At 75.6% G+C, this 21,433-nt stretch carries 8 protein-coding genes; all 8 read right to left on the minus strand.

Features of this window, described 5'->3' with window-relative positions; genetic code table 11:
• Window positions 1-31: 31 nt before the first annotated feature.
• On the minus strand, window positions 32-3,304 hold the full coding sequence (locus OG352_RS03960) for a non-ribosomal peptide synthetase (protein ID WP_329214363.1): 3,273 nt from the start codon (window positions 3,302-3,304) through the stop codon (window positions 32-34).
• Between the two features lie 37 nt (window positions 3,305-3,341).
• Complete coding sequence (locus OG352_RS03965; protein WP_329214365.1) at window positions 3,342-6,557, minus strand: non-ribosomal peptide synthetase; 3,216 nt, start codon at window positions 6,555-6,557, stop codon at window positions 3,342-3,344.
• Window positions 6,554-8,383: a condensation domain-containing protein gene (locus tag OG352_RS03970; protein ID WP_329214367.1), complete on the minus strand. Its 1,830-nt coding sequence runs from the start codon at window positions 8,381-8,383 to the stop codon at window positions 6,554-6,556. Before OG352_RS03970 ends, OG352_RS03965 begins: the two co-directional genes overlap by 4 nt.
• A complete protein-coding gene (locus OG352_RS03975; protein WP_329214369.1) occupies window positions 8,376-8,600 on the minus strand; it encodes an MbtH family protein in 225 nt (74 codons plus the stop codon). Before OG352_RS03975 ends, OG352_RS03970 begins: the two co-directional genes overlap by 8 nt.
• 93 nt (window positions 8,601-8,693) lie before the next feature.
• Window positions 8,694-10,967, minus strand: a complete 2,274-nt coding sequence (locus OG352_RS03980; RefSeq protein ID WP_329214371.1) for a pyridoxal-phosphate dependent enzyme — start codon at window positions 10,965-10,967, stop codon at window positions 8,694-8,696.
• A 2-nt stretch (window positions 10,968-10,969) separates the two neighbouring features.
• On the minus strand, window positions 10,970-11,956 hold the full coding sequence (locus OG352_RS03985; protein WP_329214373.1) for a GHMP family kinase ATP-binding protein: 987 nt from the start codon (window positions 11,954-11,956) through the stop codon (window positions 10,970-10,972).
• Window positions 11,956-13,515: an argininosuccinate lyase gene (locus OG352_RS03990; protein ID WP_329214375.1), complete on the minus strand. Its 1,560-nt coding sequence runs from the start codon at window positions 13,513-13,515 to the stop codon at window positions 11,956-11,958. The genes OG352_RS03985 and OG352_RS03990 overlap by 1 nt, the downstream gene beginning before the upstream one ends.
• A gap of 73 nt (window positions 13,516-13,588) precedes the next feature.
• On the minus strand, window positions 13,589-21,019 hold the full coding sequence (locus tag OG352_RS03995; RefSeq protein WP_329214377.1) for a non-ribosomal peptide synthetase: 7,431 nt from the start codon (window positions 21,017-21,019) through the stop codon (window positions 13,589-13,591).
• Window positions 21,020-21,433 lie beyond the last annotated feature (414 nt).

A 21,433-nucleotide genomic window follows, 5' to 3' on the forward strand; every position in this document is an offset into this window, starting at 1 on the left:
CTGTCTCCTGGTCGGTGCTGCCGGGCGGGCGTCAGGCACGGTCGCGGGCGCGTGGGCGCAGCGCCGGGCGGGCCGGGGCGGGGGCGGCCGTCAGACGGGCCGCGATGCCGGCCGGGGTGGGGGTCTCGAAGAGGTCGCGGATGGTCAGGTGCGCGCCGAGTTCGGTGCGCAGCCGTCCGGTCAGCCGGGCGGCGAGGAGGGAGTGGCCGCCGTGGGCGAAGAAGTCGTCGTCGGGTCCGGCGGCGGCGAGGCCGAGTACGGCTCCGAAGTGGGCGCAGACCGTCTGTTCGACGGCGTTCGCCGGGGCGCGTCCGGCTGGCCGGGCGAGGTCCGCCGGGTCGGGCAGGGCCTTGCGGTCGATCTTGCCGTTGGTGGTCAGCGGCAGGGCGGGCAGCGGCAGCAGCAGCGAGGGCACCATGTAGTTCGGCAGACTCCGCGACAGCGCCGCGCGGATGCCGTCGGCGTCCGCCTCTCCGGTGAACCAGCCGACGAGCCGCTGCTGTCCGGCGCCGTCCCGGTCCACGGTCACCACCGCGTCCCCCACGCCCGGCACGGCCCGCAACGCGGTCTCCACCTCGCCGAGTTCGATGCGGTTGCCGCGGACCTTGACCTGGTGGTCCTGGCGTCCGAGGAAGTCCAGCTGGCCGTCGGCGCGCAGCCGGGCCAGGTCGCCGGTGCGGTACATGCGGGCGCCGGGCTCGCCGGCGAACGGGTCGGGGACGTAGCGCTCGCTGCTGCGGCGGGGCTCGCCCAGGTAGCCGGGCCCGACGCCGGTGCCCGCGATGAAGAGCTCGCCGGGGACGCCGGGCGGCACGGGCGCGAGCGACGGATCGAGGATGTAGAGCCGGTTGTTGCGCAGCGGCCTGCCGACCGGCAGCCGGCCCTGTTCGAGCAGGCCGGTCACGTCCCGGCCGATGACGGCGTGCGTGTTGTCGTCCGAGCACTCGGTGAGCCCGTAGGCGTTGACGATCGCCGCTTCGGGGTGGCGGTCGTACCAGCGGGTGCACAGTTCCGGCGGCAGGACCTCGCCGTTGACGACGAACCAGCGCAGCGCCGGGAGCGCGGGCTCGGGCACGCCTGAGTCCCACAGGTCGAGGGCGGCGCGCACGAAGGAGGGGACGGTCTCCATGACGGTGACGCCGTGGTGGGCGACGGCGGCGAACAGGGCGTCCGGGTCGCGGGCGGTGTCACGGGAGACCAGGTGGACCCGGCCGCCGGTGATCAGCGGGGCGAGCATCTGCCACACGGAGATGTCGAAGGTGAGGGGCGCGTTCATCACCACCCGGTCGTCGGGGGTGAGGCGCAGGTCGTCGAGCTTGGCGAGCAGGTGGTTGTTCATGCCCCGCCGGTGCACCATGGCGCCCTTGGGGCGGCCGGTGGATCCGGAGGTGAAGCAGACGTAGGCCAGTGCGTCGCGCCCGCCGCCGTCCCGGGACGGCTGCCCGGACGGACGGCCGGCACCGTCGTCGAGGACCAGCACCCGTACGGGATGCCCGGCGGCCGCCGCGATCTCCTCGGCGCGCGCCCGCTGTTCGGGCGCGGTGAGCAGCCACGGCACTCCCCCGGCGGTCAGCAGAGCGGCGGTGCGCGCGACCGGGCCGACGGGGTCGAGGGGGACGTAGGCGGCCCCGGCGCCGAGGACGGCGAGGAAGGCGACGGGCACCCGGGCGGTCGGCTCGCCGAGGACCGCGACGAGGGCGCCGTCGTCCACCCCTTCCGCGCGCAGCCGCCCGGCGAGGGCGTCGGCGCGGGCGACGAGTTCGGCGTAGGTGAGTTCGCGGCCCGCGTCGTCGGTCACCGCGACGGCGTCCGGCCGCAGCTCGGCCTGGCGCCGCACCCGGTCCGTCACCTCGGCGTACTCCTCGTCGCGGACGGTGTCGTTGAACTCCACGAGCACGCGCCGCCGTTCGGCCTCCGACAGCAGGTCCACCGCGCCGGCCGGGCGGGCCGGGTCGTCGGCGACGGCTTCGAGGAGGCGGACGAGACAGTCCAGCAGGGCCTGCGCGTCGGCGGTGTCGAAGGCGTCCGGCCGGTGGTCGATCTGCAGGCGCAGCCGCTCGCCGGGGATCGCGGTCAGGGTGAGCGGATAGTGCGCCGCGTCGTGCGGGTCGACGGCGCTCACGCGCAGCTCGCCCGTGGACAGCGCGGCGAGGCCGGCGGCGTCCACCGGATAGTTCTGGTAGGCCACACAGGAGTCGAACAGCTCACCGGCCCCGGCGGTGCGCTGGATCTCGGGAAGGCCGAGGTGGTGGTGTTCGATCAGCCGTGCCTGCTCGTCCTGGAGCCGGGTGAACAGGCCGACGAGCGGCTCGGTGCGGTCGACGCGGACCCGGACCGGCACCGTGTTGATGCACAGACCCACGATGTCGGCGACGCCGGGCAGTTCGGCGGGGCGTCCGCTGACGACGGCGCCGAAGACCACGTCGTCGGAGCGGAGCCGGTTCGCGAGCAGCAGCGCCCAGGAGCCCTGGAGCAGGGTGCCCGGGGTGATCCGGTGGGCGCGGGCGACGGCGGTGAGCCGCTCGGTGAGGTCGGGCGTGAGGACGGTCTCGACGCGGTGCGGCAGCAGCGCGGAGGGGCCGGTCGAGACGGGCGCGGTGCGACTGCCGCCGGCCAGCCCGGCCAGGGCCCGGCCCCAGGCGTCGCGGGCCGCGCCGGTGTCGCGGGTGCCGAGCCAGTCCAGGAACGACGCGTACGGCGTGACCGGGGGCAGCGGCGCGCCGTCCGGCCCTGCGTCGTGCAGGGCCAGCAGATCGCGGACCAGCACGGGCCAGGACCAGCCGTCCAGCAGTATGTGGTGGTAGGTCAGCAGCAGCCGGTGGCTCAGCGGTCCGGTGCGCAGGAGGGTGAGGCGGAGCAGCGGCGGCCGTGCCAGGTCGAAGCGCCGGGCCCGGTCCTGCGCCAGCAGCGTCCGCACGGCGGCGGCCTGTCCGTCCTCGTCCAGCGCGGAGAGGTCCCGTTCCTCCCACGGCACCCGCGCGTCGCGCCGTACGACCTGCGCGGGCTCGCCGGAGGCGCGGCGCAGGAACCCGGCGCGGAGGTTGGCGTGCCGCGCCAGCACGGCGTCGGCGGCCACGCGCAGTCGTACGGCGTCCAGCGGCCCCGACAGGTCGAGCAGGAGCTGCGCCACGTAGACGTCACGCTCCCGCTCGTCGAACGACGCGTGGAAGAGGATGCCCTCTTGCAGCGGCGAGAGCGGCAGCACGTCCTCGACCTTGGACACGGCCGGGGGGACGGGCGCGGCGGAGTGGGCGGGCGGCGCGGCGGCGGGCTCGCAGGAGGCGGCGGAAGGGGTACGGCTCACGGTGGTTCCCTGTGGTCGGTGGGCTGGGTGGTGGTCGTCAGGCGAGGCTGGGGCGGCGGGCCCGGCGGGCGACCGGGGGCTCGTCGGCGGGGGTGGTCGCGGCGGCCGTCGCCGCGGCCTCGGCGAGCTGGGCCACCGTGGGTCCCGCGAAGAACCGGCGGACGGTGACGGCGGCACCGAGCAGGGACCGCACCTCCGCGAGGAGGCGGGTCGCGAGCAGGGAGTGCCCGCCCAGGGCGAAGAAGTCGTCGTGGACGCCGACCCGTTCCGCACCGAGCATCCGCTCCCACAGGGCGGTGAGCGCCCGCTCGGCGTCGTTCCTCGGTGCCTGGTGGAGCCGCTCCCCGGCGGCGGGGCCCGGGGCGGGCAGTGCGGCCAGGTCGGTCTTGCCGTTGGCAGTCACCGGGAAGCGGTCGAGCACGGTGACCGTCAGGGGGACCATCCAGTCCGGCAGCTCGGTCCGCAGGTGCTCGCGCAGGGCCACCGGGTCGGGCCGCCTCCCGCCGGCGGGCACCGCGTAGCCGGCGAGGACGGGTCCGGCGGGGGTCGGGACGACGGTGACCGCGGCCCGGCCCACGTCCGGGTGGCCCGCGAGGACGTTCTCGATCTCGGCCGGTTCGATGCGCAGGCCGCGGATCTTGATCTGCCGGTCGGCGCGGCCGAGGTACTCGATCTGGCCGTCCGCCGTCCAGCGGGCCAGGTCGCCGGTGCGGTACATCCGGGTGCCGGGCGGGCCGGACGGGCAGGCGGTGAAGCGTTCGGCGGTGAGTCCGGGGCGTCCCAGGTAGCCCTGGGCGAGACCGGCCCCGGCGATGTACAGCTCGCCGGTGACGCCGGGTGGGACGGGGGCGAGACGGTCGTCGAGGACGTGCAGGCGGGTGCCGTCCAGGGGGCGTCCGATCGGCACCTGTCCGGCCGGGGCCTCGCGCCCGGGGGCGAGGGGGAAGACCGCGGCGAACGTGGTGGTCTCCGTCGGCCCGTACGCGTTGGTCACGGTGGTGCCCGGGCAGTGCTCCCGGACCCGGCGGACGGCGGCGGGGGAGGCGGCCTCGCCGCCGGTCATCACCTCGCGCAGCGTGCCGAGCCGCTGCGGGCAGCGGTCGGCCAGTTCGTTGAAGAGCGTGGCCGTCAGGAAGGTGCCGGTGACCCGCTGTTCGCCGATGAGCCGGGCGAGGCCGGGCACGTCCAGGTCGCCGGGCGGAGCGACGACCACGAGCCCGCCGTTCAGCAGCGGGACCCACAGCTCGTAGGTGGAGGCGTCGAAGGCGTGCGGGGAGCGGAACAGGACACGGTCGTGGGCGCCGTCGCGCCAGTGCCGGTCCAGGGCGAGGGCGACGACCTCGCGGTGGGCGACGGCGACGCCCTTGGGCGTGCCGGTCGAGCCGGAGGTGTACAGCACGTAGGCGAGGTCGTCGGGACGCCCGTCGGCGCGGGCCGGCCGCACGGTGCCCGTCGGCACGACACCGCCGTCCCCGTCGTGCCCGCCGTCGCCGGCTCCGAGGCGGAGGGTGTGGCGGACGCCGAGGCCGTCGGTGTCCGTACCCGGGTCGGTGACGAGGACCGATGCCCCGGCGCCGGAGACGACCGCCGCCGAACGGGCGCGCGGCGCACGGGCGTCCAGCGGCAGGTACGCCGCCCCGGCCTTCAGCACGCCCAGGCAGGCGGCGATCAGCTCCACGGACCGGTCCATGAGGACGGCCACCCTCTCGCCGGGGCGCACCCCGAGCGCGCCGAGCCGGGCCGCCACCCGGTCGGAGAGGGCGTCGAGTGCGCCGTAGCTCGCCTCCCGGTCGCCGCAGACGGCCGCGGTCCGGTCCGGGTGGGCGGCGGCCCGTTCGGCGAAGAGGGCGTGCACGGTGGTGTCGTGGGGGACGGCCGGCGGGCCCTGCCAGCCGTCCGTGACGGCGGCGCGCTCCTCGGGCGTCAGCAGGTCGTGGGCGGCGATCGGGGCGGCGGGGGCGGCGGCGACCGCGTCGAGGAGGAGGGCCAGCCGGTCCAGGAGCCGCTGGGCGGTGGCGGCGTCGAACAGGTCGGCGGCGTATTCGAGGGCGAGGCCGATCCCGGCCGGCCGGCCGCCGTCGGTGTCGTGGCGCTCTTCGACCTCCAGGGTCAGGTCGAACTTGGCCGTGGCGGTGCGCACGGGTTCCGTCCGGGCCCGCAGGCCCGGGAGGACCGGTGCGCCGCCCGTGTCCCGGCGGCCGGCGACCGCGATCTGGAACAGGGGGTGACGGCCGGGCGAGCGGAGCGGGTTGAGCCGTTCCACCAGGGCGTCGAAGGGCACGTCCCGGCAGGCGTGGGCGTCCAGGGCTGCGTCGCGGACCCGGTCGAGGACGTCGGTGAACGCGGGGTCGCCCGAGGTGTCGGCCCGCACCACGACGGTGTCGACGAAGAGGCCCACGAGGTGTTCCAGCGCCTCGTCCTCGCGGCCGTCGACGGGGCAGCCCAGGGCGAGGTCGGTGCCCGCGCCCAGGCGGGTGAGCAGGGTGGCGAACGCCGCCTGGACGGCCATGAAGACGGTGGCGCGCCGGTCGCGGGCGAGGCCGGCGAGACCGGCGTGCGCGGCGGCGCCGGCCTCGGCGGTGACGACCGCGCCGCGGTGGGAGGCGACGGCGGGGCGGGGCCGGTCGGTGGGGAGGGTGTGCTCCTCGGGCAGACCGGCGAGCGCGCGGGCCCGGTGGTCGAGCTGTCGGGAGTGCTCGGAGTCCGGGTCGTCCGGATCGCCGAGGACGTCGTGCCGCCACAGGGCGTAGTCCGGGTACTGGACGGGGAGTTCGGGCCAGTCCGGCTCTCCGCCGAGGAGCCGGGCGGTGTAGGCGGCGGACAGGTCGCGCAGGAGGACGTCGAGGGAGGCGCCGTCGCCCGCGATGTGATGCAGGACGAGCAGCAGGTAGTGGTCCTGCGCGCGGTCGGTGAACAGGTGGGCGCGCAGCGGCGGTTCGGTGGCCGGATCAAAGGAGGGCACCGCGGCCTCCCGCGCACGGCGCGGGTGCTCGTCGGCCGGGGCGGCCGTGACCGCGCAGGGCGGGGCGGTGCCCGGGTCGAGGACGCGCTGGTGGGGGACGCCGTCCTCGTGGGGGAAGACCGTGCGCAGGGCTTCGTGCCGGTCGGTCACGTCCGCGAGGGCGGCCGTGAGGGCGGCGCGGTCGAGATCCCCGCGCAGGCGCAGCCCCACCGGGATGTTGTGCAGGCCTCCGGAGTCGCCGTCGCGGGACAGGAACCACAGGCGGCGCTGGGCATGGGACAGGGGGATCACAGCAGTTCTCCGAACTGGGCTTCGAAGGCGTCGAGGTCGGCCTGGCCGAGGCCGGGCAGGGACACGTCGGACGGGGTCAGTCCGGCGGCGCCGGGCGCGGACGCGTGCCGGACGAGAGCGCGCAGCACGGCGAACCACTCGTGGGCCAGGGCGTGCGCCCGGTCGGCCGGACAGGCGTTGCCCGCCCAGGTCCAGGTGGCGCTCAGGGTGGGGCCGTCGGGGCCCTCGTGGGCGGCGGCGTTGACCTCCACGGCGTGGGCCATGGCCAGGCCGTCGTCGGCCTCGTCCAGGGCGAAGTCGTGCCCGGGGGCTGCGGCCCAGTCGGCGGTGTCGCCCATGGGGAAGCGGCCGAGGTAGTTGAAGCCGATCTCGGGGACGCCGCGGGCCGCGAGGACGGGGCGGGTGCGGCTGTTGCCGTGGCGCAGCAGGCCGTGGCCGATGCCGTGGTCGGGGACCGCCCGCAGGGTCTCCTTGACCGTGCGCAGGACCGACCCGGCGGCGGGGCCGCCCGCGCGGGCGTCGTCGAGGTCGGGCCGGCCGAGGTCGAAGCGGACCGGGTACACGGTGGTGAACCAGCCGACGGTCCGGGACAGGTCGGGGGCGCCCGCGACGTCCTCGCGGCCGTGTCCCTCGACGTCGACCAGGACCGTGCCGCCGTCCGCCGGGCCCGTCACCGGGCGCCGCCAGGCGAGGATCGCGAGGGCCAGCCCGGTGAGCAGGACGTCGTTGACGGTGCCGTTGACGACCCCGGGCACGACGGTGAGCAGCGGCCCGGCCACCTCCGGGGGCAGGGTGAGGGTGAGGCGGTGGTCCGCGGTCTCGGCGTCGAGCCGGTCCAGCGGGCAGACGCCGCCCAGGGGCTCGGGGGCGGGGCGGAGGGTCTCGGTCCAGCGCGCCGCCTCGCCCATGCGGCGGCCGGAGGTGGCGTCGGCGCGCAGCAGGTCCGCCCAGTGCGCGAACGGTGTCGGCGCGGGTTCGAGGACGGGGTCCTCGCCCACGGCGAGCCGCGCCCAGCAGGTGCGCAGGTCGTCCTGGAGGATGCGCCAGGACACGCCGTCGACGGCCAGGTGGTGCACGACCAGAGCGAGCCGGCCCTGACGGCCGGGGCCGCGGTCGACGAGTACGGCGCGCAGCATGACGCCGTCCGCCGGGGACAGCAGCCGCCGGGCGGCCCGGATCCGGTCGGTGGTGAGGGCGGGCAGCTCGGTGTCGGCGGCGTCGGGCGCGCGGACGTGCTCGACCAGGGCGCGCGCGTCGACGGTGTCCGGCGGCGGCACGGAGCACCCGGCGGCGGCGTCGCCCGCCCCGCCGGGCACCGTGAGCCGCAGGACGTCGTGCGTGTCGAGCAGGGCCCGCACCACGCGTACGGCGTGCTCGGCGGTGAACCCGGCGGGGGTGCGGACCACGAGCGACTGGTGGTAGGTGTCGACGGGGCCGGCGAGGCCGCCGAGCCACGCCATGATCGGGGTCGCGGCCAACGGGCCGGTGCGGCGCGGGGGTTCGGTGGGTCCCTCGCCCGCTCCGGGGCCGTCCGTCGCGCGGGCGGCGGCGGCGAGCGCGGCGACGCTCTCACTGCGCAGGACGTCGCGGGTGGTGAGCAGCAGCCCGGCCGCCCGGGCACGGCTGACGACCTGGATGGCCTGAATGCTGTCGCCGCCGAGTTCGGTGAAGCCGTGGCCCGGGCCGACGGCGTCGGCGGCCAGCCCCAGCACCTGGGCGACCAGGCGCCGCAGGGTGTCCACGGGGCCGTTCGCGGCCGGGGCCGCCCCGGCCGGCGGCGGGGGCGGCGGGCCGGGGTCGGGCAGGGGGCGTACGGGCTCAGGCACGGGCCGTGTCCTGGGCGAGGGCCGCGACCAGGGACGCGGGCCGCATGTCCGTCCAGTGCCGCTCGACGTAGTCGAGGCAGTCCTGCCGGGCGTCCGGGCCGTGGACCGTGGCCCAGCCGGCCGGGACGGGGAGGTCGGCCGGCCACAGCGAGTGCTGGAGTTCGTCGTTGCGGACGACGAGGTGGACGGTGTCGTCGTTCTCGAAGGGGTTGCTCATGGCGGGTCTCCTGGAGGGGTGGGTGGGGTCGCCGTACGGGTCCGTACGGGTCCGTACGGCGCACGGTGGGAAGGGGTCCGGGGTCGGGGTCGTTCAGCGGGCGGGGCGGTGGTCGTCGACGGTGAGCCGGATCAGGGCCCGTGCCTCGTCCAGCGCCGCCGTCACCTCCTCGGGGCCCGGACGGCACGCGATGACGTGCCCGATCCGGTCGCCCGCGCTGCGCGCGCGCCGGATCACGGCGCCGGGCGCGGCGGTGACGGTGACCGCCTCGACGCCGTCCACGGCCGCCGCCTGCGGTACGCCGTCCACGGCGTCGAGGACCCCGTCGGCGTCGGCGAGCAGGAACTGGATGCCCGCGTGGGCCCCGTGGAGGGGTTTGAGGTCGGGCGCCAGGCCGATCGCGGCCTTGAGCTGCTGTTCGAGCAGGTCGACGCCGCAGGCCAGCCGGACGAGTTCGGGGATCATGCCGCCCGCGGGGCGCGGGTTGATCTCGACCACGGCCGGTCCCCCGGCGGTCAGCTTCACCTCGGTGTGGGTGGCGCCGAGCCGGATGCCGGCCGCGTCCAGGGCGGCCGTCACCGTCTCGGTGACGTGCTGCGCCGTACCGGCCGGGAGCGGTGCGGGGAAGAGGTGGCGGTGCTCCACGAAGTGGGGTGAGCCGGTCACGGACTTGGCGGTGATGCCGACGCATTCCACCTGGTCGTCCCGGCTGAACATCTCCACGCTGTACTCGGGGCCGTCCAGGTACTCCTCGACGAGGACGGTCCGCGCGGTCGGCATCCCCCGGGCGTTGGTGGTGACGGCGAGGATCCGCTCGGTCTGGGCGACGGCCTCCGCCTCGTCGGCGCAGAGCAGGACGTTGACCGAGCCCGAGTCGTCGGCGGGCTTGACCACGCACGGCAGCCCGGTCCGGGCGACGGCCGCGGCGACCTCGCCGGGCGCGCGCACCACCGCGTACCGGGGCTGGGGCACGCCGGCGCGGTCCAGCAGCGCGCGCAGGGCCGCCTTGTCGCGGCAGGCGGTCACCGCCTCGGGCGGGTTGCCGGGCAGGCCGAGCCAGCGGGCCAGCCTTGCGGCGGCGGGGACGTAGAAGTCGCTGGTGGTGGTGATCCCGGCGATCTCCTCGCGGCGGAAGCGGTCCTGGACCGCGGCCCGCAGCGCGGCGTCGGAGTTGGTGTCGCAGCGGATCACCTCGGCTCCGGTGGCCTCCAGTCCCCGGTAGCGGCCGGGGTCGCCGGTCAGCAGGACGGGCGCGGCCCCGAGCCGGTCTCGCGCGAGGTCGAGGGCGAGCATGCCGGTGCCGGTGGTGTTGGACTCGACGAAGACGAGGTGGCGGCGCAGGTCGGCGGGGGTGCGGTAGGACTGCCGGGACCAGGTCGCGACGGCGGTCCCGGCGGGTACGACGGCCGGCCGGCCGGCGGCCGGCAGCGCGCGCAGGCCGTGGTCGTCCCAGTGCTCGTCGCTGTAGACGGTGTCGGCGTAGCGGTCGCCCCGGTCGGGCAGGATGCCGACGATGCGGGAGCCGCGCTCGGCCCGCCGGGCCAGGTCGCCGAGGACGCGGTACACGGAGCCGGAGGTGTTGCCGCCGAAGATCTGCTGTTCGCGGGCGAGTTCGCGGGTGGCGGCGAACGCCTCGTGGTCGTTGAGCCAGTGGACCTCGTCCACGAGGGAGCGGTCGAGGTTCTTCGGCAGCAGGCTGTTGCCGAGGCCGCTCTGCAGCCGCTGCGGCACGTCGGGCTGACCGAACAGGGCGCTGCCGACGCAGTCGACGCCGACGACGCGCACGGCGGGCAGGGTCTCGCGCAGCGCCCGGCCGGTCCCGCACAGCGAGCCGCCGCTGCCGACGGCGCCGACGAGGGCGTCGATGTGGCCGAGGTCGTCGAGGAGTTCACGCGCGAGGTCGCGGTAGGCGCCGGGGTTGTCGGGGTTGGTGTACTGCTGGGGCCAGAAGGCGCCGGGCAGTTCTTCCATCAGTTCCGCGAGGCGTTCCAGCCGGGCGGACTGCCAGCCGTGGCTGGTCATCGCGTCGACGACGTGCACACGGCAGCCCAGGGCGCGCAGTTTGGCCAGTGTGACGGGGTCGATGCGCGGGTCGGTGACGATGTGCACCTCGTGACCGAGGGAGCGGCCGACGAGGGCGACGCCGAGCGCCATGGTGCCGGAGGAGCTCTCCACCACGGGGGCGTCGGGGCGCAGGATGCCGAGCCGTCTGGCCTCCAGGACGATGTTGCGGGCGACCCGGTCCTTCATCGCGAACAGGTTCTGGAGCTCCAGCTTGGCGTAGACCTCCACCCCGCGTTCCGCGCCGAGGCGCAGCCGGACGAGCGGCGTGCGGCCGATCGCGTCGGTCAGCGTGTCGAACAGCATGCTCAGATCTCCAGTCGGTGGGTGGTGGGGGCGGCGGCCTGTGTCGCCGGGTGCGGGCCGGGGGCCCAGTCGTCCCCGGCGCCCAGGGCGCGGTGGACGGACACCTCGCCGCCGAGCGGGGCGCAGCCGGCCCGGATGTGCTCCGCCTTGCCGTCGAGTTCGGGGTCCTGGGCGTCGAGGAGGACGCCGAGCAGGGTGCCGCTGTGGGCGAGGACCAGGCCGTGGCCGTCGACCTCGCGGCACAGCGCGCGCAGTTCGGCGAACCCGGCGCGGGCGCGCCTGCGGCCGTTGAGTTCCGCGCTGCGGGTGGCGGCCTCGCCGACGGCGGGCAGGTCGCCCGTGGCGACGGCGCCGGTCAGCCGGTCCAGGAGCCGGGCGTACTCGTGCCGTTCGGCGGTCCCGATGGCCTTCGCGGTCCGGTTGTGGGCGACGGTGTCGACCTGTCCGCCCTCGTCGTGGGCCACGAGGGCGAGCGGGGGCAGCGTGCCGAGTCTGCGGCGGAGCCGTACGGCCCGGTGGTGGAAGCAGACGATCTCGTCGTACATCACGCCGTCGGCCGGTTCGACGCCGCGCAGGAACGCCTCGGTCTGCGCCGGGGTGAACGTCCGCCCGAAGGCGGCGCCGACGGCCCGCACGGTGGCGACGAGGTCGGCGGAGGAGCTGGCCATGCCTTTGCCCTCGGGCAGGTCGCCGCCGAGTTCCAGCAGTCCGCCGCCGGTCTCGCCGAGCGCGGCCAGGACGGCTTCGGCGACGCGCCGGGACTTGCCCTTGTGCCCGGGCACGACCCGCACCGCCCTCTCCTCGGGGGCGGGACGGAAGACGGCGGTGGCCCAGCGGGCGAGCGGGAAGGTGACCAGGAAGTCGCTGTCGGGGGCGGGCAGGGCGCCCTGGAGCAGCTCGCCGAAGGTGCCGAAGGCGTGCCCGGTCCCGGTGCGCGGCGCCACGGCGGGGGCGGGGGCGGCCAGGCCGCTCAGCGAGGCCGGAGGCATCAGCGCTCCCCCGCCCGCGGCCGGCGGCCGGATCCCGCGCCGACCGGTTCCCGGGGTGCCGGTTCCAGTGCGCGGGCCGTCTCGGCCGTACCCGCGCGAACGGCCTCGGACCGCCGCTCCCAGGCGGCGCGCAGCTCCTCGTGGGCGTCCCGCTGGGCGCGCAGCGCCTCCCGTACGGCGTCGGGGCGGGCCGAGCCGTCGGAGACCAGGCGGTCGAGGCCGCGGTCCACGTCGAAGGCGTCGGCGAGCAGTCCCGCCGGGTCGGCGAGGGTCAGCGCGTGCTCGGCGGCGGCCCGGGTCAGCAGGTCCGGCTCGCCGGGGTGGGGCGGCGCCCCGGCCCCGGCGGCGCTCACGATGTACTTCCCGGCGACGACCTGCGCGGTCCGCCACGGCACGCCCTCGGTGAGGGTGAGGGCGTTGGCGAGGCTGAAGCCGCCCAGGTACTCGCGCTCGCACACCGCGCGCATGCGGTCGGCGCGGAAGCCGACGCGGCGCATCACCTCGGTGAGCAGCCGGACCGTGCCGTGCGCCGAGTCGAACGCGGCCAGGACGTGCGTGCCGGCCTCCTTGGAGACCTCCACCAGGTTGCAGAAGGGGGTGTTGCGCTGGCCGAGCAGGACGTCGGCGTGGAAGGCGGTCAGGTGGGCGGTGCGGCCCCGGATCCGTTCCAGGACGGGGTAGTTCTTCTTCTGCGGCATCGCCGAGGAGATGCCGGACAGCTCGTCGGGCAGTTCGATGAAGCCGTACTCGCTGCCGCCCCAGGTGAGCAGGTCGGTGGCGAAGCGGCTCAGGGCGGCGCCGAGCAGGCTGAGTTCGGCGGTGGCCTCGGCGCTCCAGCGGCGGGAGGCGACCGCGGTGAGGGCGTTGGGCTGCGGGCGGTCGAAGCCCAGCATGCGGGCCATCCGGGTGCGGTTCCAGGGCAGTTCCTGTCCGGCCATCGCCCCGGCGCCGAGCGGGCAGGCGTTCATCCCGTCGTAGGTGTGCAGCAGCCGCCGCTGGGTGTGCAGCAACTGCTCGGCGAGGGCGGCGAGGTGGAAGCCGGGGGTGATGATCTGCGCGGCCTGGAAGTGCGTGTAGCCGGGCATGGGCAGCTCGCGGTTCTCCTCGGCGCGTTCGAGGACGACGGAGCACAGGTCCAGCAGGGCGGTGGCGAGCCGTGCGACCTGGTCGCGGCCGAACATCGCCTGCGCGCAGGCCTGGAGGTCGTTGCGGCTGCGGTCGACGTGCCAGCGCGCGACCGGTGCCGGCAGCCCGGCCTCGACGTGGCGTTCGAGGGCGAAGGCTATGTCCGACATGTTGGCGTCGGGCCGGGCGGTGAGGGTCTCGGGGCCCGCCTCGTCCAGGAGGTCGGCGACGGAGCGGGCCTCGGCCGCGCTGAGCAGGCCCATGCGGGCGTACTCGGCCGCCAGGGTCTTCTCGATGGCGAGGTAGTGGCCCAGCAGGTGGCGGACCTCGAACCGGAACTGCGGGGCGAGCACTTCGTCGTGCAGCAGGTCGCTCGGCCCGCCGCGGATGCGGCCGCTGAGTTCGGCGGCGGGCGCCGGGGGCTGGCTCGTCACTGTGATGGTGTCCGTTCCGTGGTGTGGGGTGGTCGTGGTGCGCGGGAAGGGGCGGCCGGTGCGGCGTCCGGGATCACCGAGGGCGGTTCCCGGACACCGGGGCGGCCGGGTCGAGGGCGGCGTCGAGGGCGGCGGCGACGGCCGTCACCCGGGGGGCCCGCACCAGTGCGTAGTGATCGGCGTCGCTGTCGTGCCGCACGAGGCCGTCCGGCACCCGGCGGGCCCACCGGTCGGCGGCGTGCAGGACGGCGCCGGTGGTGCTCTGGTGGAAGTGCACGGGGCCGGTGGCCACGGGCGGCCGGTATCGGGCGGCGGCCAGCAGTCCGGTGCGGAAGACGGCGTAGTGGCGGGCCAGTTCGCTGTCCTCGAAGGCCGGTGCGGAGCCGTCCGCGGCGAGCCCGGCGGCGACGGCCCGCAGCCGGGCGGGGGTGTCAGCGGCCACGAGCAGCGCGGCGCGCAGGGCGCCTCGCGCGATGTCGTCGGGGTCCGCCCCGGCCGACCGGGCCAGGTCGTCGTGGAACCACTCCAGCAGGGCGGTCTCGTCGGCGGGCACGTCCGTGGTTCCGGGGTAGGCGCTGTCGAGCAGGGTGAGGGTCGCCACCTCCTCGCCGTCGGCCCGCAGTTGGTGGGCCATCTCGTAGGCGAGCAGCCCGCCGAGGGACCAGCCGGCCAGGTGGTACGGGCCGTGGGGCCGGGCCCCGCGCAGGGCGGCGACGTGGGCGGCGGCGAGTTCCGGCACGGAAGCGGGGGCGGTGTCGTCCGGGGCTGTCATGCCCGCGGCCGTCAGACCCGGGGCTGTCAGACCGTAGACCGGCCGCCCCGGTCGCAGCGCCGTCGCGAGCGCGCGGTAGCAGAGGACGTTGCCGCCGACGGGGTGGACGAGGAAGAGCGGGTCCCGGTCGCCGTCCGGCCGGATGCGCACGACGGTGTCCGGCAGCTCGGGCCCTCGCCCGGCGTGCAGGGCCCGAGCCTGCCGGGCCACGGTGGGATGCTCCATCACGGTGGACACCGACAGGCGTTCGCCGAAGGCGTCGTTGATCCGGCCGATGAGGCGCAGGGCGTCGATCGAGTGCCCGCCCGCGGCGAAGAAGTCGTCGTGGGCGCCGACCGGTCCGGTGCCGAGGAGGCGCTCCCAGATGCGGGCGAGACGGGTCTCGGTCGCGCCGCGGGGCGGCCGGGACGGGTTCGGGCGGAGCGTGTGCGCCGGGTCCGGGGCGGGCAGCGCCGCCCGGTCGAGCTTGCCGTTGCGGGTGAGGGGCAGCGCGTCGAGCAGCACCCACGCCGAGGGCACCATGTGGCCCGGGAGCCGGGTACGGGCGTAGGTGTCCAGTTCCGCACCGGTCGCGGCCTCGTCCGCCGCGCCGTCGCCGGTGGCGACCAGGTAGGCGGTCAGGCGTTCGCCGCGCAGCAGGACCGCGCAGGCGCCGACCGAGGGGTGCTCGGCGAGGACGGCCTCGATCTCTCCGGGCTCGACCCTGAAGCCGCGGATCTTCATCTGGTGGTCGGTGCGCCCCGCGTACTCGAGGGCGCCGTCCGCCCGGTGCCGGGCGAGGTCGCCGGTGCGGTAGAGGCGGCGGGTGACGCCGTCGGGGCCGGTGTGCTCGACGAACCGCTCGGCGGTCAGGTCCGGGCGCCCGTGGTAGCCGAGGGCCAGTCCGACGCCTTCGAGGAACAGCTCGCCGGTGACGCCCGTCGGCACCTCGGACAGGCGCGTGTCCAGGACGTGGGTGCGCATGTTGGCGATGGGCCGGCCGATCGGCACGGTGTCCCCGGCGTCGGGCCGGCACCGCCACACGGTGACGTCGACGGCCGCCTCGGTCGGGCCGTACAGGTTGTGCAGTTCGACGTCCGGCAGCAGGTCGAAGAAGCGGGTCTGCACGTCGTGGGGCAGGGCCTCGCCGCTGCACACGACGCGGGTGAGACCGGCGGCGAGCCGTACCGCGAGGGGGTCGTCGAGGAAGACGCCGAGCATCGACGGCACGAAGTGCACGGTGCTGACGCCCTCCTCCTCGACGAGAGCGGCCAGGTAGGCGGGGTCGCGCTGGCCGCCGGGCCGGGCGAGGACGAGCGTGGCGCCGGTGAGCAGGGGCCAGAACAGCTCCCACACCGACACGTCGAACGTGTAGGGCGTCTTGTGCAGGACGCGTTCGCCGGGGGCGAGCCCGTAGGCGTCCTGCATCCACAGCAGCCGGTTGGCGATGGCGCGGTGGGAGACCACCACGCCCTTGGGCGTGCCCGTCGAGCCCGAGGTGAAGATCATGTAGGCGGGGTCGTCGGGACCGGCTACGGGGGCGGGGGCGGGGGCGGGGGCGGACTCGGCTCCCGTGTCCGGCCACGGCTCGTCCACGACGACGACGGTGACGCCGGGGGCGTCGGCGGCGTCGGCGGCGTCGGCGGGGCTGTCCGGTCCGGTCTCCCGCAGGGCTCCCGCCCGGTGGCCGTCCGCGACGACCAGGCGGATGCCGGCCTCCGCGAGCAGCCCCCGGGTGCGCGCCTCAGGGTGCTCGGGGTCCAGCGGCACGTACGCGGCACCGGACTTGAGCACCGCGAGCAGGACCACCGGCAGCATGAGGGACCGGTCCATCAGCAGGCCCACGAAGGTGCCCGGGCGTGCCCCGAGGGCCCGCAGACGGGCGGCGAGGCGTTCGGCCTTCTCGTCGAGCTGCCGGTAGCCGAGCCCCGCGCCGTCGAAGCGGACCGCCGTCGCGTCCGGCGTCCGGCGTATCTGACGGTCGATCAACTCGGTCAGCATGTGCGGTGCTTCGTAGTGCTTCGCGGTGTCGTTCCACGCGGCGTGGCGACGGCGGTCCTCCGGCGGGACCAGGTCGGACACGGAGCAGTCCTGGTCGGGCGCGTCGGCGAGGGCCCGCAGCGCCGCCGTGTAGGAGGCGTGCACCGCGGCGATCCGCTCGGCGGTGAACCGCGCCGCGTCGTAGCGCAGGCCGAGTTCGAGGAGGCGGCCGTCGGGGGTACGGGAGAACTCCGCGCCGAACGCGACGTCCGTGGCGGCCTCCCCGGTCTCCTCCAGGACGGTGAACGCCTCGCCGGACGGCCTGCCCCGCTCGACGTGGAAGTGGGTGTAGTTGAAGAAGGTCTCGAACGGCGGGGCCCCGCCGTTGCGGCGCACGACCTCGGCGAGCGGGTAGCGCCGGTGGTCGTGCACGCGCAGGTCGAGGTCGGCGACGCGGCGCACGAGGTCCCGCCAGCTCTCCCGGGTGAGGGCGAGGCGGAAGGGCAGGGTGTTGAGGAACGCGCCGACGACCTTGTCGCCGTCGGCCTCCTCCGTACGGCCGTTGAGCACCACGCCGGTGGTGATCTCGTCGCCGCCGCCCATCAGGGCCATGACCCGCGCGTGGGCGGCGAGCAGGACGATGCGCAACGGCACGCCGAGTTCGGCGGCGAGCGCGGACAGCCGCTGGTGGAGCCCGGCGGGCAGCGGTGCGTGGTGCCAGGTCATCCGGGGCGGTCCGCCGGCCGTGGCGCTGCGCGGCAGACGGGTCACGGGGGCGCCCTCGGTCACCGCGTTCCAGAAGTCCCGCTGGGCGGGGTCGGCGAGCGCGGCGCGCTCCAGTGCGACGAAGGAGGCGAAACGGGACCGGGGCGCGGGGGCGGGCGGCGTGGCGTCGTCCTCGCCGGCGCAGAGCCGGACGTAGCGGGAGGCGAGTTCGGTGAGGAGGGAGCGCTCGCTCCAGCCGTCCATGACCGCGTGGTGCTCGGCGACGAACAGCTGGAAGGCCGTGTCGGTGCGGCGCTGCACGTGGAAGCGGATCAGCGGCGCCTCGTCCCACGCGAACGGGCGGGCGCGCTCGGCCTCGTAGCGTGCGGCGACGGCCGCTTCCCGCGCGGTCTCGTCCAACCCGCGCAGGTCCTCGAAGGTGATGTGGGGGCGGGCGTCGCGGTGGACGAGCTGGAGGGGCTCGCCGAATCCGTGCGGGTCGAAGGAGGTGCGCAGCATCTCGTGCCGGGCCCCGGCCTCGGCGACCGTCCGCCGCCAGGCCCGCTCGGACCAGGGCGCCTCGACGTGGTAGGAGGCGACGTTGTGGTACGCCCGGCCGGCCCCCGCGGGCAGGTCGCTGTGGAAGAGCATCCCGGCCTGGAGCCGTGTCATCGGGTAGGCGTCCTCCAGACCGGCGGGCAGCGCCGCTCGGTCCGCGTCGCCCAGCAGCGAGAAGGGCCGGTACGACGGCGCGTCGGACGGCGTGTCCGCGTCCGTGTCCCGGACGACCGCCCCGGCGAGACCCCGGACGGTCTGGTGCCGCATCAGGTCGGCGACGGCGAAGCGCAGTCCGCGGTCGCGGGCGCGGGCGAGCACCTGGAGCGAGCGGATGGAGTCGCCGCCGAGGGCGAAGTAGTTGTCGAGCGCGCCGATCCGCTCGTGCCCGAGCACCTCCTGCCAGATCTCGGCGAGCGCCGTCTCGACCGGCCCGCACGCCGGCTCGTGGGCGGCGACGGACCCCAGGACCGCCGCCCCCTCGGCGCCGGGGGCCGGCAGGGCGCGCCGGTCGACCTTGCCGTTGGCGGTGAGGGGGAACGCCGGCAGGGTGACGAACGCGCCGGGGATCATGTAGCCGGGCAGCCGGGCGGCGAGGTGCGCGCGCAGCACGTCGACGGAGAGGGGGGCCGCGCCGTCCGGGGCGGCCTCCGCGGCCGGCACGACGTACCCGGTCAGGAGCGGGTTCCCGGCGGCGTCCGGGACCACGCGGGCGACGGCGGCGCCGATCCCGGCGTGGGCGGTGAGGGCCGCCTCGATCTCACCCAGCTCGATGCGGAAGCCCCGCAGTTTGACCTGGTCGTCGATGCGGCCGAGGTACTCTAATTCGCCGTCCGCGCGCAGCCGGGCGAGGTCGCCGGTCCGGTACAGCCGCTCCCCCGAGGCGAGCGTGGGGAAGCGTTCGGCGGTCAGCTCCGGGCGGTTGAGGTAGCCGCGCGCCAGACCGGCCCCGGCGACGTACAGCTCGCCCACGGCGCCCTGCGGCACCGCCCTGCCCCGGCCGTCCAGCAGGTGCAGCCGCAGGTCGGGGATGGGCACGCCGATGACGCTGCCGCGTCCTTCCTCGGCGTCGCGAGCGGTCAGCGGACGGTAGGTGACGTGCACGGTGGTCTCGGTGATGCCGTACATGTTCACCAGGCGGGGCGACGCGTCGCCGTGCCGCCGGAACCAGCCGCGCAGCGCGCCGACGTCCAGCGCCTCGCCGCCGAACACCACCTGGCGCAGAGCGAGTCCACCACGGTCGGGGAACTGTTCGTCCACGCGGTCGAGTTGGTGGAAGGCCGACGGCGTCTGGTTGAGAACGGTCACCCCCTCGTCGCGCAGCAGCCGGTGGAACTCCTCCGGGGACCGGCTGGTGGCGTACGGCACGACGACGAGCCTGCCGCCGTGCAGCAGGGCGCCCCACAGCTCCCACACGGAGAAGTCGAAGGCGATGGAGTGGAAGAGGGTCCAGACGTCGTCGGCGCCGAAGCCGAACCAGTGGTCCGTCGCGGAGAACAGCCGGGTGATGTTGCGGTGCGGCACCAGAGTGCCCTTGGGGCGTCCCGTGGAGCCGGAGGTGTAGATGGCGTAGGCGAGGTCGTCGGGGGTGACACCGCTGTCGGGGGCGGTGCCCGGCAGCCCGTCCAGCTCGGCCGCGTCGGCCTCCAGGTCGACGGCGCACAGGTCCGGGGCGTCCCACAGCGGGCGGGTCGCGGTGGTGCCGACGACGTGGCCGAGGCCGGCGTCGCCGACGATGTGGCGCAGGCGCTCCGGCGGGTTGTCGGGGTCGAGGGGCAGATACGCGCCGCCCGCCTTGAGGATGCCCAGCAGGCCGACGACCAGTTCGGCGGAGCGGGGGACGCACAGGCCGACGAGGGTGCCGGGACCGACACCGAGGACGCGCAGCCGGTGGGCGACCTGGTTGGCACGGCGGTCGAGCTCGCCGTAGCCGAGACGGCGCTCGCCGTCGGTGACGGCGACGGCGTCGGGTGTGCGGGCGGCGTGCTCGGCGAACACCTCGTGGGCGCAGGGCGCGGGGCCGGCGACGGCCGCGGCGGGCACGGGCGCGGACGTCAGGGGCAGTTGCTCGTCGTCCGAGAGCATCGGCAGCGCGGACAGCGGCAGGTGCGGCCCGCTGACGGCGGCGTCGAGCAGCCGCAGATAGTGCCGGGTGAACCGCTCGATCGTGGCGGCCTGGTAGAGGTCGGCCCGGTACTCCAGACGGAGGCGCACGCCACCCCCGGACTGCACGATGTCGAAGGTCAGGTCGAACTTGGCGGTGTCGGCGGGTCCTTCGAGCAGCCGGATGCGGGGGCCGGGCAGCTCCGTCGTGGTGGCGTCCTCGTCGTGGAAGCCGACGAGTACGTCGAAGAACGGGGCCCGCTCGGTGGTGCGCCCGGGGTTGAGGTGCTCGACGATCCGCTCGAACGGCAGGTCCTGGTGGTCCTGGGCGTCCGCGACGGTGTCCCGCACCCCGGTCACGTGTTCGCGGAACCGGGGGTCCGCGGCGAGGTCCGAACGGATCACGAGGGTGTTGACGAACAGGCCGACCGTGTCCGCGAACTCCTTGCGGTTCCGGCCGGCCACGGGGGTGCCGATGAGGACGTCCTCGCTGCCGGAGTAGCGGCCGAGCACGACCTGGAGGGCGGCGAGCATCGCCATGAAGCGGGTGCTGCCGGTGTCCCGGCAGACCTGGTCGAGCCGCCCGAGCACGGCGTCCGGCAGAGAGACCTCGTACGTGGCGGCAGCACGCGGCGCGGGGCCTGCGGGGGCTGCGGGTCCGGGCGTGGCCGCCGGCCGGTGGTCGGCGGGGATCGCGCAGGGGGGCAGCTCACCACCCAACTGCCGGGCCCAGTAGGCGAGCTGCCGCTCGGCGGCCGGACCGCGCAGCCATTCCTCCTGCCATTCGGAGAAATCGGCGTAATGGAATTCCGGTTCCTCGACGCGAACACGCTCCCCATCACCCGCTCCGGCGGCGTATTCACCGAGGAGTTCCCGCAGCAGAATCCCCGCGGACCATCCGTCGCCGACGATGTGATGCATCCCGAGCGCCAGCACGGCGCCTTGCGGGCGGCGCAGCAGGGCGGCCCGGAACAGGGGCCCGGCGGCGAGGTCGAAGGGCCGCCGGTACTGCGCGTCCATCCACCGCCGCACGCCCTCGGCGCCGTCGTCGTCCGCCGTCTCCGCCGTCTCCGCCGTCTTCACCGACCAGTCGAGCGGCGCGGAGGCGTCCACGTACTGCGTCAACTCCCCGTCAGCCAGGGCGAACCGGGTGCGCAGCGCCTCGTGCCGGTCGAGCAGTCGCTGCGCGCAGACCCGCATCAGGTCGGCGTCCACGTCGGCGTCGAACGCGCAGAAGACCGGCATGTGGTAGGTGGGCCTGCTCCCCTCCATCTCCTGGAGGAAATACATCCGCTGCTGCGCTCGCGAGGCCCGGAAAAGGGCGACGGCAGGCTCCGCGGACAATTCTGTGGACGGTTCTCCCGGAACGACCGGAACGTGAGTGGCCAAGACGACTCCCTCGACCGTCACGCCTTTTCTGACGCGCGGCTCCAATTCACCTGCTGGGTGAATCCCACGCTAGGCGCGCACCGCGTTTCGAATAAGTCCCGACCTGCCGGTCCCCGGAACCCGTGACACCGAGCCCCACCCCACCGCTGACGGACCAGCACCACGAAGATCAGGCCAGGCGCAGCAGGTTGGCGGTCGTCTCGACGACCGGGGTGTAGCGGCCGGTCTCGACCTCGCACCGGACGAGGCGGCCTCAGCGAGCTGAACCCAGAGAGTTCAGCGGCTCCCGGTCCGACAACAAGGGCCACCCGGAGTCTCCCCGGGTGGCCCTGGCGGTCGTGGTGTTCCTGGTGGCCCTGGTGTTCCTGGTTGCGGCGGGTCAGGCCTCGCGCAGTCGGCTGGAGGCCGACACTGCGAGGGGGCAGTGGCCGGTCT

It is taken from the genome of Streptomyces sp. NBC_01485 (assembly GCF_036227125.1).
Taxonomy (GTDB): Bacteria; Actinomycetota; Actinomycetes; order Streptomycetales; family Streptomycetaceae; genus Streptomyces.